The 13,712-nt window shown below is 47.0% G+C and carries 14 protein-coding genes; 9 read left to right on the top strand and 5 right to left on the bottom strand.

The genetic code is table 11. From position 1 onward, the window contains the following. The first annotated feature begins 10 nt into the window (after positions 1 to 10). The 4 genes from AC58VC_RS04020 (at position 11) to AC58VC_RS04005 (ending at position 4,156) form a co-directional block, all read left to right on the top strand. A complete protein-coding gene (locus AC58VC_RS04020; RefSeq protein WP_497367903.1) occupies positions 11 to 667 on the top strand; it encodes a GntR family transcriptional regulator in 657 nt (218 codons plus the stop codon). A 24-nt stretch (positions 668 to 691) separates the two neighbouring features. Then, positions 692 to 1,774: a mannonate dehydratase gene (gene uxuA / locus AC58VC_RS04015; RefSeq protein WP_497367525.1), complete on the top strand. Its 1,083-nt coding sequence runs from the start codon at positions 692 to 694 to the stop codon at positions 1,772 to 1,774. A 2-nt stretch (positions 1,775 to 1,776) separates the two neighbouring features. Beyond that, on the top strand, positions 1,777 to 2,631 hold the full coding sequence (locus tag AC58VC_RS04010; RefSeq protein ID WP_497367524.1) for an SDR family oxidoreductase: 855 nt from the start codon (positions 1,777 to 1,779) through the stop codon (positions 2,629 to 2,631). A gap of 619 nt (positions 2,632 to 3,250) precedes the next feature. Continuing rightward, positions 3,251 to 4,156 (top strand): S-layer homology domain-containing protein, encoded by a 906-nt coding sequence (locus AC58VC_RS04005; RefSeq protein WP_497367523.1) that lies wholly within the window; start codon positions 3,251 to 3,253, stop codon positions 4,154 to 4,156. A gap of 41 nt (positions 4,157 to 4,197) precedes the next feature. On the opposite strand, the gene AC58VC_RS04000 is transcribed toward AC58VC_RS04005, so the two are convergent. Continuing rightward, entirely contained in the window at positions 4,198 to 5,049 is an 852-nt protein-coding gene (locus tag AC58VC_RS04000; protein WP_497367522.1) for an AraC family transcriptional regulator, read from the bottom strand. A 117-nt stretch (positions 5,050 to 5,166) separates the two neighbouring features. Between AC58VC_RS04000 and AC58VC_RS03995 the strand changes: the two genes are divergently transcribed. Further along, complete coding sequence (locus AC58VC_RS03995; protein ID WP_497367521.1) at positions 5,167 to 5,946, top strand: phytanoyl-CoA dioxygenase family protein; 780 nt, start codon at positions 5,167 to 5,169, stop codon at positions 5,944 to 5,946. A gap of 103 nt (positions 5,947 to 6,049) precedes the next feature. Here AC58VC_RS03995 and AC58VC_RS03990 read toward each other — a convergent pair whose 3' ends face one another. Further along, the gene (locus AC58VC_RS03990; RefSeq protein ID WP_145655641.1) at positions 6,050 to 6,208 is read right to left on the bottom strand and encodes an asparagine synthase; all 159 of its coding nucleotides are present in this window, start codon (positions 6,206 to 6,208) and stop codon (positions 6,050 to 6,052) included. A gap of 210 nt (positions 6,209 to 6,418) precedes the next feature. On the opposite strand from AC58VC_RS03990, the gene AC58VC_RS03985 reads away from it, so the two are divergent. After that, complete coding sequence (locus tag AC58VC_RS03985; protein ID WP_497367520.1) at positions 6,419 to 7,912, top strand: alpha-N-arabinofuranosidase; 1,494 nt, start codon at positions 6,419 to 6,421, stop codon at positions 7,910 to 7,912. 6 nt (positions 7,913 to 7,918) lie between these two features. Next, a complete protein-coding gene (locus AC58VC_RS03980; RefSeq protein ID WP_497367519.1) occupies positions 7,919 to 8,197 on the top strand; it encodes a hypothetical protein in 279 nt (92 codons plus the stop codon). A 239-nt stretch (positions 8,198 to 8,436) separates the two neighbouring features. On the opposite strand, the gene AC58VC_RS03975 is transcribed toward AC58VC_RS03980, so the two are convergent. Beyond that, complete coding sequence (locus AC58VC_RS03975; RefSeq protein ID WP_164819394.1) at positions 8,437 to 8,595, bottom strand: hypothetical protein; 159 nt, start codon at positions 8,593 to 8,595, stop codon at positions 8,437 to 8,439. 24 nt (positions 8,596 to 8,619) lie between these two features. After that, the gene (locus AC58VC_RS03970; RefSeq protein WP_477499255.1) at positions 8,620 to 8,943 is read right to left on the bottom strand and encodes a winged helix-turn-helix transcriptional regulator; all 324 of its coding nucleotides are present in this window, start codon (positions 8,941 to 8,943) and stop codon (positions 8,620 to 8,622) included. Positions 8,944 to 9,115: 172 nt separating this feature from the next. Here AC58VC_RS03970 and AC58VC_RS03965 point away from each other — a divergent pair, with 172 nt between their 5' ends. Both AC58VC_RS03965 and AC58VC_RS03960 read left to right on the top strand, forming a co-directional pair. Beyond that, a complete protein-coding gene (locus AC58VC_RS03965) occupies positions 9,116 to 10,336 on the top strand; it encodes an MFS transporter (RefSeq protein ID WP_497367518.1) in 1,221 nt (406 codons plus the stop codon). A gap of 67 nt (positions 10,337 to 10,403) precedes the next feature. Further along, on the top strand, positions 10,404 to 10,757 hold the full coding sequence (locus tag AC58VC_RS03960) for a group I truncated hemoglobin (protein ID WP_497367902.1): 354 nt from the start codon (positions 10,404 to 10,406) through the stop codon (positions 10,755 to 10,757). A 458-nt stretch (positions 10,758 to 11,215) separates the two neighbouring features. Here AC58VC_RS03960 and AC58VC_RS03955 read toward each other — a convergent pair whose 3' ends face one another. After that, positions 11,216 to 13,594, bottom strand: a complete 2,379-nt coding sequence (locus AC58VC_RS03955) for an immune inhibitor A domain-containing protein (RefSeq protein ID WP_497367517.1) — start codon at positions 13,592 to 13,594, stop codon at positions 11,216 to 11,218. Between the last annotated feature and the right edge of the window lie 118 nt (positions 13,595 to 13,712).

Raw genomic sequence — 13,712 nt, 5'->3', positions numbered from 1 at the left:
TATTAAACCAATGATTAGCACGACGCGCGATGCCGTGTACCATGCTCTTAAAGAACAAATTCTTATGCTGGATTTGCTTCCGGGTACAGGTATTTCGGAGAAGGAAATCTCCGTTCAATTTGGCGTGAGCCGAACGCCGGTGCGCGAGAGCTTCGCTCAGTTATCACAAGAAGGCTTGCTTGATATTTACCCGCAGCGTGGTACTGTTGTTTCCCTTATCGATCTGGAGCGAGTGGAGGAAGCTCGCTTTATTCGGGAGCAGCTGGAGCGGGCAGTTATTTCCCTAGCTTGTGTAAGTTTCCCCGCGGATGCGATGCAGCAGCTCCGATCTAATCTTGCTTATCAACAAGTTTCTATGCGGGAGAAGGACTTTAAGAAGATGTTTGAATTGGATGAAGCTTTCCACCGGACGATCTTTGAGGGATGCAAAAAGCTGAATACATGGGCAGTCATCCAGCAAGTGAATGTTCATCTGAACCGGACACGCATGCTCAGATTGGCCGCGGATCATAGATGGGATGAGCTGTATGAACAGCATGAACAGATGGTGGATGCGATTGAGCATCACGAAGCCGGCAAGGCTGAACAAGTGATGAACACACATCTTCACCTTACGATTGCGGATCAAACTGTATTGAAGGAGAAATTTCCGACGTATTTCAAATAAGGAATGGCAGGAGGCGACAGCACGATGAAAATGGTATTTCGTTGGTTTGGCGAAGGCAACGATACAGTAACACTGGAGCAAATTAAGCAAATTCCTGGTGTAGAGGGCATTGTTTGGGCGCTCCACGATGTTCCGGCTGGTGAAGAGTGGCCGATGGATAAAATTTTGCAGGTCAAAGAAGCCGCCGATAAGGCTGGCCTTCACATGAAGGTCGTCGAAAGCGTTAACATTCATGAGGATATCAAGCTCGGGCTGCCTAGCCGCGATGTCTACATAGACAATTATAAGAAGACGATCGTGAAGCTGGCTGAGGTTGGCGTGAAAGTGATCTGTTATAACTTTATGCCCGTTTTTGACTGGGTACGTACCGATCTGCATAAGGAATTGGAAGACGGATCCACTGCGCTATTTTATGAAAAAGAAAAAGTCGCCCATCTGAACTTGGAAGATCAGGTGCAGCGGATTAACGCCAATCCGAATTTCACGATGCCGGGCTGGGAGCCGGAGCGTCTAGGTCGTTTGACTGAACTATTCGATGCCTATAAGGATGTGTCGGAAGAGCAGCTTTTTGACAACGCCAAATATTTTCTGGAAGCCATCATTCCTTTCGCAGCTAAATATGATATCCGAATGGCGATCCATCCGGATGACCCGCCTTGGCCTATTTTTGGACTGCCTCGCATTATTACGGGCCAAGCCAATATTCGTCGTTTCCTAGGACTTGTAGATAGTCCATATAATGGACTGACGATGTGCAGCGGATCGCTCGGCGCGAATCCGGCGAATGATATCGTCGCCATCGTGAATGAATTCGCTGATCGTATTCCATTTGCTCATATTCGTAATGTTCGTGTCTATGACAACGGTGATTTCATTGAAACATCGCATCGGACAACAGACGGCACGGTAGATATCGCCGGCATTGTGAATGCGCTGCATGAGAATGATTATGAAGGATTTTGCCGTCCGGATCATGGACGACATATTTGGGACGAGCAGTGCAGACCGGGTTACGGCCTGTATGATCGTGCGCTTGGCATCATGTATTTATGGGGATTATGGGACGCAAACCGCAGGAAATTACAAACAGGAAGAATGGGGGACTAGACATGAAAGGCATTACGAATTTTCCAGCATTGCAAGGTAAAGTTGTCGTTATTACAGGAGGAGCCGGCGTATTATGCCGGGTCATGGCCTTGGAACTCGCGCGTCAAGGCGGGCGAATCGCCATTCTGAACCGTACCGTGGAAAAAGGGCAGGAGGTTGTGGCTGAGATCGCCGCAGCAGGCGGTGAAGCCATCGCGATGTCCTGCGACGTAACGGATGCAGAGAGTGTAACGCAAGCGGCAGAAGCGATTATGGAGCAGCTTGGAGCGTGCGATATCTTGATCAATGGTGCTGGAGGCAATCATGCCAGCGCGAATACGACGAATGAAACGTTCAAGCTGGAAGACTTGGCGAATCCGGACATTCAGACCTTCTATGATCTGAGCGTGCCAGGCTTCCGCAATGTGCTTGACTTGAACTTTGTCGGAACGTTAATTCCGACGCAGATTTTCACGAAGCAAATGATCGGCAGGCAAGACGCTACCGTCATCAATATTTCGTCGATGAGCGCGCCTTCGCCGATGACGAAAGTTCCGGCGTATAGCGCTGCTAAAGCCGCCATTGATAATTTCACGCAGTGGTTAGCTGTGCATTTAGCGGAAAGCGGCATTCGCGTCAACGCGATCGCGCCGGGGTTCTTCTTGACGAAGCAGAACGAGAAGCTGCTGCTGAAGGAAGACGGAACACTCACTGAACGCTCGCACAAAATTATTTCCCATACGCCGATGCGTCGATTCGGGAAACCGGAGGATCTGCTCGGCACGCTGCTTTGGTTGACGGACCCTAACATGTCCGGCTTCGTAACCGGTGCCACGATTCCGGTGGATGGCGGATTCATGGCATACTCAGGCGTATAAGAATGACTGCTTATTGAATAAGCTTATTTTATAAATGGGCTGCCGTGCAAACGGCAGCTTTTTTGTGCCAGAATTTATAAAATTGCGGCGTTGGAGAGTGTTTTCCACCTGGTTTTTGTTTCAGGTGGGGTCGATGAGGGGCGGCGCCTGAGGAGAGTCAAACTCATTGGATGAATTCCAACGAACATGCGATTTCTGACGCTTAAATGCCATTCTCATTGGACAAAATCCAACGAAGAGATGAATTATGTGGTTGTTCAGGGCCATTGTAGCCGACCTGGTTGGATTTCATCCAACGAAAAGAAGAATGAAATCGTCTGCACGGCATTCTCAATGGATTTCGTCCAATGAGAGCTGGAAGCAGGCTAACTTTTAGCGTGTTTAAGTACTCAGAAAAGGTAGGGTGCAGTAGAGAGGTAAGGTGAGTGGAGCCATATAAGAGCAGGATAGAGGTGCAACTGCTCCTTCGTGACTTTAGGGAACTATGGCCTATAGTTCCTCGAATTGAGGATTTTAGAAAAAAAATTCAAACACGTGCAACCTTTTTTGAAACAGCTCCGTTTAGTAGTTAACTCGAAAGGGTAATAAAAAATAACTTGTTAAAAGGAGAATAGTTACTGTGAAAAAATTAACTACAGCAGCATTGTCGACTGTCATATTGGGAGCACTGTCATTTAATACCGCATTCGCCTTCTCGGATGTTGAAAGCGGACAAGCCGAGGCAATTAACGCACTACGTGATCGCGGAGTTGTCAGTGGTGTGGATCATGAACATTTTGCTCCAAAAGGAAAAATCAGCTATGCACAATCCGTTCAAATCATTGTAAAAGGTTTGGATCTGAACATGGACTTGCTCCGTTTCGTTAAGCAGCCACTGGCTTCTGATTTCTATACAAATGTCCAAAATGACTCGTGGTATGCTGAGGCGTTCATCATCGCTCATTACAACGGCGTAGATCTTCCGAAAGATGTGAATCCGAATGCAAGCATTACACGTGAGCAATTTGGGGCGTTGTTAATGAATGCTCTTGAGAAAAAAGGCAATTTCCCGATGATTAACATCAAACCAGCGGACGTTAAGGATGCTGACCAAATTACTCCGGAGTATCAAGGTGCTCTGCAGCGTATGCTCGCATATAAAATTGCCGCGCTCGACAACAATGGCAAGCTAAGCCCGAAAGCCGAAGTTACTCGCGGTGAAGCAGCAACTTGGGTTTATAACGCAAGCAAAGTGTTGGACGCACACACACAAGTTCCAGTACCAACAGAAACAGTTGCAGTTAATGTTGAAAAAGTTTCCGACGATGTTAACAAAGTGACATTGTCTCGTGAATCCAAACCAACTGCGGGTTACAGCATTGAAATTACTGGTATTCAATTCGGAGAGGACGGCAATGCTGTTATTTCTTACAAGCTAGTCGATCCGCAACCAGACGCCATGAACGCTGAAGTGATTTCTGAGCCAAAAGCGGTAACGTATGTCTCTTCCAAATACAAAGCGGTAGCTGAACCAGCCGCAAAATAAGATCAACAAGTGCTTCCTCGTCATGAGAGAAGCACTTTTTTTTATTCCGAATGAACTGTCGGCTGAGTTTGTCGGGGGCTAAGTTTCCGGTACGCTCCTGGGGCGTGTCCAGTCACATTTTTAAACAAATTTTGAAAAGCTGTGACGCTTTCATATCCGACTAACCCCGCGATTTGTTCCACCGAGAACTCGGTTGTGCTCAAATAACGACGGGCAGCATGAATGCGCTGGCGAATGACGAATTGAATCGGACTCTCTCCGTAGGTGTCTCGAAATAAGTGACTAAGATGCGATGGACTTAGGTAAACGTGATCGGCAATTTGTTTGATCGTAAGTGATTCATGATACCGCTCTTCCATGTATCTTCTTGCTTTCGATACTGCAGCTTGTGTGGACAAGCGTGTTAGTTTCGCCGAAGCATGTTGCTTCGTTCGGTACACTTCCAAAAGGAGCAGCTCTAGCAGCAGATCGGCGGAAGTTAACGTCTCGGACCAGCTTTCACTCACCTCCTCACAGAGGTCATGAAAGAGACGGTGTATCCGCTCATAATTTGAACTCACAGAGAACACAGGCTGTTCGTGGTCTTCCAATAGGCGATGTTCTGGCAATCCTGCCATCTGCAGAGAGTGAAATCCAGCATAATAAAAGGAAAAGGGGGCTTCCACGCGCGACCGCTCCTCATGCCAAACAAGCGGATGAAATAAGACAATATCCCCGGCTCGCGCTACATAATGCTTACCATCAATCGAGTAGTCCGCTTCTCCTTCGGCTACAAAAAGAATCTCCATGATGGCCTCATGTCGGTGAAGGGGGAAATGACAGCTTTCTCCGGCTTTGCGATGAAAAGCAATCGCGCCTTCCAAGACCGGGCGCTTTAGAAATAAAGTGCTCATTCGCCATCCCCTTTTGCAAGAATGAATAGGTTTGCAGCAGCTCTCAGGATCGATTGTTCCTTAAGATTAGCTTAGCATATAAGTATAAATTGGAACAATCACAAGGGAGGTATATGCGTGAGTCCAAACACAGCTATTCACAAGATTGAAGAGGCTTTGCTAGCATTAGGCGTTACGGACGACCTGTTAACGGCGGAGGAGAAACAGAGTCTTGACGAGAGGGGCTTCGTCTTGTTTACAGGGATGTTGGCGACAGATGAGCTTGAACGCTTACGCGCCAAGTACGAGGAGTTGATGGATAAAGAGGGGATGAACGCGGGGAAAGAGGTGCATCAGGAAGAAGGGACGCGGCGGCTTTCCGACCTTGTGAATAAAGGCGAATGTTTCGATCGTATATATACGCATCCGAAACTGCTGGCAGCAATCTATCATGTGTTGCAGCGGGAATTCATGCTTTCCTCATTGAACGCTCGTGATGCCATCCCTGGTGCCGGATTGCAGGCCTTGCACGCAGATTGGGGCGCACATAAAGAACACGAGCCGTTCCACGTGTGCAATTCAATCTGGTTGATCGATGATTTCACGCACGAGAACGGGGCTACCCGCGTCGTACCCGGAACGCATAGACTGCCCGGCTTTCCGCATGAGTACGGCATCGATCCGCTTGCGCCTCACCCGCAAGAGCAGTTGATTGTAGCGCCTGCCGGTTCAGTCGGCGTATTCAATTCGCACCTTTGGCATGGCGGCACGCTGAACCAAACTGCGATGACACGCCGGGCTCTGCATGCGTATTTCACGGCAAGAGAGCATAGGCAGCAGCTCGACCAGGCCGCGTATATTCGCAAGAGTACTTATGACCGAATAAGCCCGGCTGCACGATATATTTTGAATGTGTAAGTTGAATGTGTAAGTTCATTGTAAAGGTTCATTCAACTTCAAAAAGACCTAGCGGATTATCATCCGTTAGGTCTTTTTGACAATCTGCGGGCCTTCCCAAGTATTACCGATGTTCGATGAGGTCAATAGCCCCTAGAACGACATGAGCCAGGCCAAATCCAAGCACACCAGTAGCTGCAAGCTTATACTTGCCTCCGAGTAATGAAGCAGCAGAAGCCGTTACGACAGTTCCAAGAACAGCAGGGATTAAACCTTCACGCATGTGTATCACTCCCATTGGTTTTTTTGGAAAGACAAAGCTTATTTTAGAACAAAAGAGCAGAAATTATCCGCTTAAAAGCAAAGGCGATCCGTGAAATGGGCTGTTCAAAAAAAACGGTTGCAAAAGCAATTGGATCAACTTATGATAATAATTGAATTCATGAAATTACTTATTGATTAATAAAATTATTAATTTAAGGAGCGAATTTCTGTGACTAACCGGATAACAATTAACGCCGATCGCGCGAAAGGCACGATTAATCGCAATATTTATGGGCATTTTTCCGAGCACTTGGGACGATGCATTTATGAAGGTTTATGGGTGGGCGAAGATTCAGAAATTCCTAATACGAACGGGATTCGGAACGATGTTTCTGCCGCGTTAAAAAAGATGAAAATTCCCGTATTACGCTGGCCAGGCGGCTGTTTCGCAGACGAATATCACTGGAAAGACGGCATAGGTTCGAAAGAAAACCGGAAACGAATGATTAATACCCATTGGGGCGGCGTGGTGGAAAATAATCATTTTGGGACACATGAATTTATGATGCTCTGTGAGATGTTAGAATGCGAGCCGTATATTAACGGCAATGTAGGGAGCGGGACTGTACAGGAGATGGCCGATTGGGTCGAATATTTGACCTTTGAGGGAGTGTCACCGATGGCCGAATTGCGCGAGGCAAACGGTAGACCTGAGCCGTGGAAAGTGAAATATTTCGGCGTGGGGAATGAGAATTGGGGCTGTGGGGGGAACATGCGACCTGAATATTACGCAGATCTATACCGCCAGTTCCAGACCTATGTGCGTAATTATGGCAGTAACCGCATACATAAAATTGCTTGTGGGCCGAACACAAACGACTATCACTGGATGGAAACGCTCATGAAGCAGGCTCATCGTTTTATGGACTCCATTACACTGCATTATTACACAGTTCCCGGCGATTCCTGGCAGGAGAAAGGCGCGGCAACTGGATTCCAGGAAGAAATGTGGAACGTCACTTTGAAGAAAGCCCTGTTCATGGAAGAGCTGATTAGCAAGCATTCCGCCATTATGGATCAGTATGATCCGGATAAGCGAATCGGGCTGCTCGTTGATGAGTGGGGAACGTGGCACGATGTGGAGCCGGGAACGAATCCTGGATTTCTGTATCAGCAGAACACGATCCGCGATGCGCTCGTCGCAGGGATTTCGCTGAACATTTTTAATGAACATTGTGATCGCGTACAGATGGCGAATATCGCTCAGCTAGTGAATGTGCTGCAAGCTGTTATCCTCACGGAAGGGGAGAAAATGGTGCTTACGCCAACCTATCATGTGTTCGACATGTATAAGGTTCATCAAGACGCGCAGCTTTTGGATGTTCACCAGTCCATTGAAGAGCTTGGAGAAGGGAACCAAGCCATTCCGCAAATCTCCGTCTCGGCTTCCAAAGATGAAGAGGGCCGGGTACACATCAGTCTTTGCAATTTGGATCATCAAGCTAGTGCAAACGTGGAATTAGAGCTCCGCGGCTTAGTCAGCAAGTTTGTCTCTGTGAAAGGAACTACATTGACCTCAAACACTATCGATGGCCACAATACCTTCGAAGAGACAAACAAAGTAGCACCAACGGAGTTCACAGCGTTCAGTTTGGTCGATCATGTGATCCATGCGGAACTTCCTCCGATGTCCGTCACCGTCATGGAATTGACCGCGGAATAGAAAGTGATGTTAGGGAATCGCGAGTGCAAGGGATGCCGGGAGGATTTCAAGATTACCGCTGCCCAAATTGACAAGATGCTGCAAGCACCTATGTTTCAGTCCACAGAAGCCTGCGTCCCTGATTCGGTGTACCACGAGCGGTTAAGCAAGTGCAGTGAATGTCCCAAGCTCGTAGGCGGGCATACATGCTCGCTATGCGGATGTATTGTGCGAATTACCGCCAAGCTGCGGGACAAAAGCTGTCCGTATCCAGGTGCGGCGGGATGGCAGCGTTATAGGGCGTAGAGGAGGTGTACAACCTCTACGCTCACGAAAATAGGCATTCTGGAAGTAGATTATCTACTTCCAGAATGCCTATTCCACTTGAAGGAGCTGTGGGGGAACTACAGGGTCTTAATTCTGCTCAAATTGCTTGATTTCCGCTAAAACCGGCTATATAGGGGATCGTAGTTCCCAGAGATCTGAAGAATCGCTGTTTTTCGAACAAATAGAGGACTGTAGTTCCTTCGCTATAAAGGCGTACCTTACTTCTTAATCAACTTCAACTGGATGGCTTGCTCTTCTGTCAAAATGAATTCCTCTTTGGGCCATATTTCCTCGTTTTTATCTCTCCCGAAGAGACGCAAAATCTCATTCCATACGCCTTTCTCAATGGCTTCCGCGGCTGAAATCATGATTTTCACATCGATCGCCTCCAATTGTTGTTTCTAGACCTCTACTAATTCGTTTTGCTGTATATGCTGCTCTCCCCAAGCACACATTGCATCCAGTATAGGTTTGAATGACCAACCATACGGTGTTAATGAATAGACAACTTTAGGTGGTACTTGCTCATAACTCGTTCTTTTCACCATACCATCCTGCTCAAGCTCTCGCAGTTGCTGGGTAAGCATTTTCTGGGTAATATCAGGCATTAATCGCTTTAATTCGCTTGTTCGTTTGTCGCCTTTATCTAGATGGCATAAAATGACGACCTTCCACTTGCCGCCGATTACATCAAGCGTAGCTTCAACGGGAACATTATAGGGCATAGTCTACCTCCGTATTTAGGATAGGAACTTTTAAGTACCTATAGTACTTTGGAGTATCTATAGAACTTCAAAGTGCGTACTTATCAAATAGTCCTTGTGAACCTATAATAACACTCAGGCAACAAAAGTAAAGTGTTGCTGCAGGTCACATTCATTCAAATAGGGGGATATTATGAGTCAAACTATCGCACCAGCTGCTTCTATACAGAAAGATAAGCTGCATACTGGGAAATGGGCGCTCCTTGCGCTGGCCATCAGCGCTTTCGGTATTGGAACGACAGAATTCGTTCCTGTTGGTCTGTTGGCATCTGTCGCAGATGATTTGCACATCGGGATTACGCTTGCTGGGCTTCTGATCTCCGGTTACGCCATCGGGGTCGCGCTTGGCGCACCAATCCTAACTGCGCTCACAAATCGGATGAATCGTAAGACGTTATTAATGCTTCTCATGGTCATTTTCATTGTTGGAAATGTCGCCGCCGCATTGTCCACATCGTTCTCATTTCTGTTGGTCGCTCGTTTTATAACCGCCTTTTCACATGGCGTCTTTTTCTCGATAGGCGCGACGATCGCTGTCCAGCTTGTTCCGCCGGAGAAAAAAGCCAGTGCCATTGCCTTAATGTTCACAGGTTTGACGGTCGCAACGGTTACCGGAGTACCTCTAGGAACGTTTATCGGGCAGACATTAGGGTGGAGAGCAACGTTCTGGGGAGTTGCTTTGCTTGGTGTTATTGCAATCATCGCGAGTGCAGCGCTAATTCCCAAAAATTTAAAACAATCGCCACCCGCTAAGTTTTCGGATATGGTTCGTCTGGTTACGAACTCCCGATTGATTCTGGGATATGCCATCACGGCGCTTGGATATGGAGGTACGTTTGTTGCTTTCACTTATTTAACCCCAATTTTACAGGATGTAACAGGGCTTAATACACGTATTATTTCTATTGTTCTGCTTGTCTATGGAGTCGCTGTAGCGATCGGTAATTCAGTCGGCGGAAAATGGGCCAATCACAATCCACTTCGCGCTTTATTCTGGATGTTCATTGTTCACGCGGCTATTCTAATCGCTCTGACGTTCATGCTGCCGTTCAAAGTGGCAGGCTTGATTGGGATCTTTCTAATGGGACTGCTCGCGTTCATGAACGTGCCAGGTCTGCAGTTAAATATCGTGCAGCTCGCCGAAAAATATGTACCATCTGCTGTAGATGTTGCCTCTGCCTTGAACATCGCAGCTTTCAACATCGGGATTGCTTTAGGTTCTCTGATTGGTGGAGTGGTTGTCGATTCTATCGGACTTAAGCATACACCATGGATTGGCGGCTTGATGGTCTTGGTTGCTGTGATTCTAACAGGCGTATCAGCCAAGTTGGAGAAAAGAAAAATTCAGGAATGAATCTAATCATTCAGGGAAAAGTATCCATAGAACTTACTTGTAAAGGATGAACTCTGTGGATCAAACAATGACATTATACGAAAAAGTGGGCGGAGCGCCTGCCATCGCTAAAGTGGTCGATTATTTCTATGAACTTATTTTAGCCGATGATACTGTGAATGAGTTTTTTATAAACACCGATATGGAGAAACAACGCAAGCATCAAACCAAATTTATTTCCTTCGCTTTAGGAGGACCCAATCAATATTCGGGACTCTCGATGGCTAGAGCTCATAAGGGAATGAATCTGCAGCCTGTGCATTTTAATGCTGTTGCTAACCATCTCTCGGAGGCTCTTGCGCATTTTGATGTGCCGAAATCTGATATAGATCAAGTGATTACGCATGTTGCTTCGCTCAAAGATGATATTCTCAATAAGTAAGTTGCCTTTGTAGAAAAGAAGGGGACTTTCGCGGTACAAGTTGAATAATGAAAAAGGAGCTAAGCCGTGTATGTGCCTAGCTTCTTTTCTTTTTCATCGTTGCACGGGCACTTAGCCTGCGCATCCGAGCTGCGTAGGGCGTGTAACGATGTTATACATCGTTATCGCATCCCGCGCGAGCTGCTCTCATGTTGCAACGATGTTTTTCATCGTTGCACGGGCACTTAGCCTGCGCATCCGAGCTGCGTAGGCCGTATAACGATGTTTTACATCGTTATCGCATCCCGCGAGGGCTGCTCTCATGTTGCAACGATGTTTTTCATCGTTGCACGGACACTTAGCCTGCGCATCCGAGCTGCGACGATTTAGAGGAAAGACAAAAGGATGCCCTCGCCATTTTTTGGCTTTAGGACATCCCTGTTTCTTTTCGCAAGATTCGAATCGTGTTATTTGTGCTCTTACTTGTGAATCCAAATCAATCCAGCAGAATTGTCTTTCGCTTCACCGATTACCCGGAATTTCAAACCGAATTTCGGAACTAAACGTCCTGCATCTGGAATGAGCGTATTCGAATACAACTTGGCATCGGAGAATTCCTCAACACCCGGTAGAGATTTGTAGTTATATTCGCCTCTCGTCTCATTGTTGACGTACCAGGCTGGTGTCTTATCCAGCGAGAATGCCGCATCCGCGACTTGATAACGGGTTGTTTGAGAGATAGAATCTTGTCCATCTTTCTTGAACACCAATGCCGCAGCATGAGAGTCTACAACGCCGAGGAAGCCTTGGCCCGGATGAACACCAACCCAGTTATCCAGGTAACTGTCATCGGCATACCAAACGACGAGTCCTGTATTGTATTTGACACCGCGGCTGAAGGCTAGAGCTTTATCAGCTCCTTCGTAGTTTCTCCACTCCAGATAGTAGTAGTGCTTCTTGAATTCCATACCATTGGATTGAACGAAGCCGTCCAGTTTAAAAGCAGAAGCTCCTTCAGCATCATCAGAGAATGCTACTTTTCCATCAACCGTTAATTTGGCGTTATCCATGGCAAAACCGTTCAAAGCCAGCCCGCCATCCGTCACATAGTCGAAGTTCAGCGTCACTTTTTTACCAATGAACGGCGCTAGGTTGTAGGACTTGTCCACCCATGCTCCATTCGAGGTTTCGGCGCGCGCGTCACCGTTCGTGTCATTGTCGCCAATGACATCCAGCGTTACTTCTTGTCCATCGTAGGTAGCCGCAGTCACCGTCATATAGTCGTATTCGAATTCAACCTCGTACAAAGATTTGAAATCAAAGGTAGCGGTTTGCGCATGCGTCAAATCAAATTCAGGTGTGGATAGAGTCGTATGCAGGTTGTCGCCTTTTGTACTGTAATAGTAACGGGAGCCAAATGCGGGCTGAATGCCTTGGACGGCCTTATCCGGCAAATTGACTTTGACAATTGCAGGGTTTTTCGACTTCGTTACACTTTGATCAATGATCGCTGCCTTGCCCAATTGGTTAATGTCAGAAGAGTTGACTTCGGTGACGTTAGCCCAATTGCCGCCCATCGTTTTCTGGAAGAAATCTTTATTTTGCGGTGAAAAAGAGGTCGGTGTGGTGCCGGCGATATTTCCGTTCCAGCTGCCTCCGCTCATAATGGACCAAGAAGCAATCGGCTCGCCTTGTCCTGTGTATTGGGTGTCGTATTCATCGGGCAGACCCAAGTCATGCCCGAATTCATGAGCGAATACGCCGACTGCGCCATCTTCAGGTTGGATTGTATAATCGTAAGCGGCCATTTTGCCGCCCCAATAGCTGACAGGGGTTGATGTTCCCGCAATCGGGTACACGCCGTCTAGCGTCCACCGATGGGACCAAATGGCATTGTCGCCTAAGGCGCCGCCGCCAGCCTCTTGACCCGTACCCGCGTGGATGATCATCAAATGGTCGACTAGGCCGTCGGGTTCATTTTGATTGCCGTCACCGTCCAGGTCATACAAATCGAATTTGTCATAATCGGCTAAGTTAATGCCCTTGGCAACAGCAGCATTAAGCGCATCTTTCACGAGATCACGAGGACCAAGCGGGGCTAAGTTATCATGACCGCCAGCGGGATTATCATCTCCGTACTGAACGGCGCTGCCGGGAACCGTCAACCAGTCGGACACGTAGCCATTAACCGTATAGCTGCCACCGGATTGCTCTTCGTAGTACTGCTTAAAGGTTTGAATTTTCGATCCGTCGAACAATTTAAAATCCTTATCGCCAAACATGAGCTTACGATAATGCTCAGGACTGAAGTCTTTGGCAAACATGAAACCAGGCTCTTGTTTCACATTGTTATGTTTGACGTCCGCAAATTCTGTCAAAAGAACAAGAACTTTGTCCTCGCGAACAGGGCCATTATAGCGATCTTGCTTTGCGGATGGAATAGGGATGCCGTTTCCGTTTCCTATTTTGAGATTATCCATGCCGTGGTTCATCTGAGATAATAATTTTACCTTTTGTTTGGCCACAAAGTCTTTCGACTTTTTATCCATTTCATCATGCAGTTTGTTCTTCTGATCCGCTTTTGAGTTTACTAGTTTCTTATTTTTGACAGATAAATAGCTTTTTACTGCTTTGGATATTTGTTCAGGTGTTGCGCTTTTGGTTAAAAGCCCACGGTCCATTAGTCCTTTGGCCAGACGCTCGTCGTTCACGATCATGGCATCGATCGGCGGTGCGTCAAGTGCCTCTAGTGCTTCTGAGTAGTCGGTTTCTGCGGCGGATACCGTGGATGCAAAAAGTCCTACGGTTAAACTTGTTGCGAAAAACACATTCGTTAATTTCAAGATGCTCTTATTCAATAATCAAACCTCCTACTAGAAAATTTAATTGACCGTTGTACAGTTAAATTAAATAATAGATTCCCAATTCTAGTAAGTGCTGCTAGACCTGCACAATTTGACCTACCACATATTTCCT

The sequence above is a fragment of the Paenibacillus sp. J22R67 genome (assembly GCF_059692175.1).
The sequence above is the reverse complement of the archived record's forward strand: the minus strand, read 5'-3'. Positions and strand labels throughout refer to the sequence as shown.

What these genes read in the sequence shown, in the direction of transcription:
- uxuA (WP_497367525.1), top strand. Translation starts at nt 692, where the DNA reads ATGAAAATGGTATTTCGTTGGTTTGGCGAAGGCAACGATACAGTAACA.
- AC58VC_RS03965 (WP_497367518.1), top strand. Translation starts at nt 9,116, where the DNA reads ATGAGTCAAACTATCGCACCAGCTGCTTCTATACAGAAAGATAAGCTG.
- AC58VC_RS04000 (WP_497367522.1), bottom strand. Translation starts at nt 5,049, where the DNA reads ATGAGCACTTTATTTCTAAAGCGCCCGGTCTTGGAAGGCGCGATTGCT.
- AC58VC_RS03990 (WP_145655641.1), bottom strand. Translation starts at nt 6,208, where the DNA reads ATGCGTGAAGGTTTAATCCCTGCTGTTCTTGGAACTGTCGTAACGGCT.
- AC58VC_RS03960 (WP_497367902.1), top strand. Translation starts at nt 10,404, where the DNA reads ATGACATTATACGAAAAAGTGGGCGGAGCGCCTGCCATCGCTAAAGTG.
- AC58VC_RS03970 (WP_477499255.1), bottom strand. Translation starts at nt 8,943, where the DNA reads ATGCCCTATAATGTTCCCGTTGAAGCTACGCTTGATGTAATCGGCGGC.
- AC58VC_RS04010 (WP_497367524.1), top strand. Translation starts at nt 1,777, where the DNA reads ATGAAAGGCATTACGAATTTTCCAGCATTGCAAGGTAAAGTTGTCGTT.
- AC58VC_RS03980 (WP_497367519.1), top strand. Translation starts at nt 7,919, where the DNA reads ATGTTAGGGAATCGCGAGTGCAAGGGATGCCGGGAGGATTTCAAGATT.
- AC58VC_RS04020 (WP_497367903.1), top strand. Translation starts at nt 11, where the DNA reads ATGATTAGCACGACGCGCGATGCCGTGTACCATGCTCTTAAAGAACAA.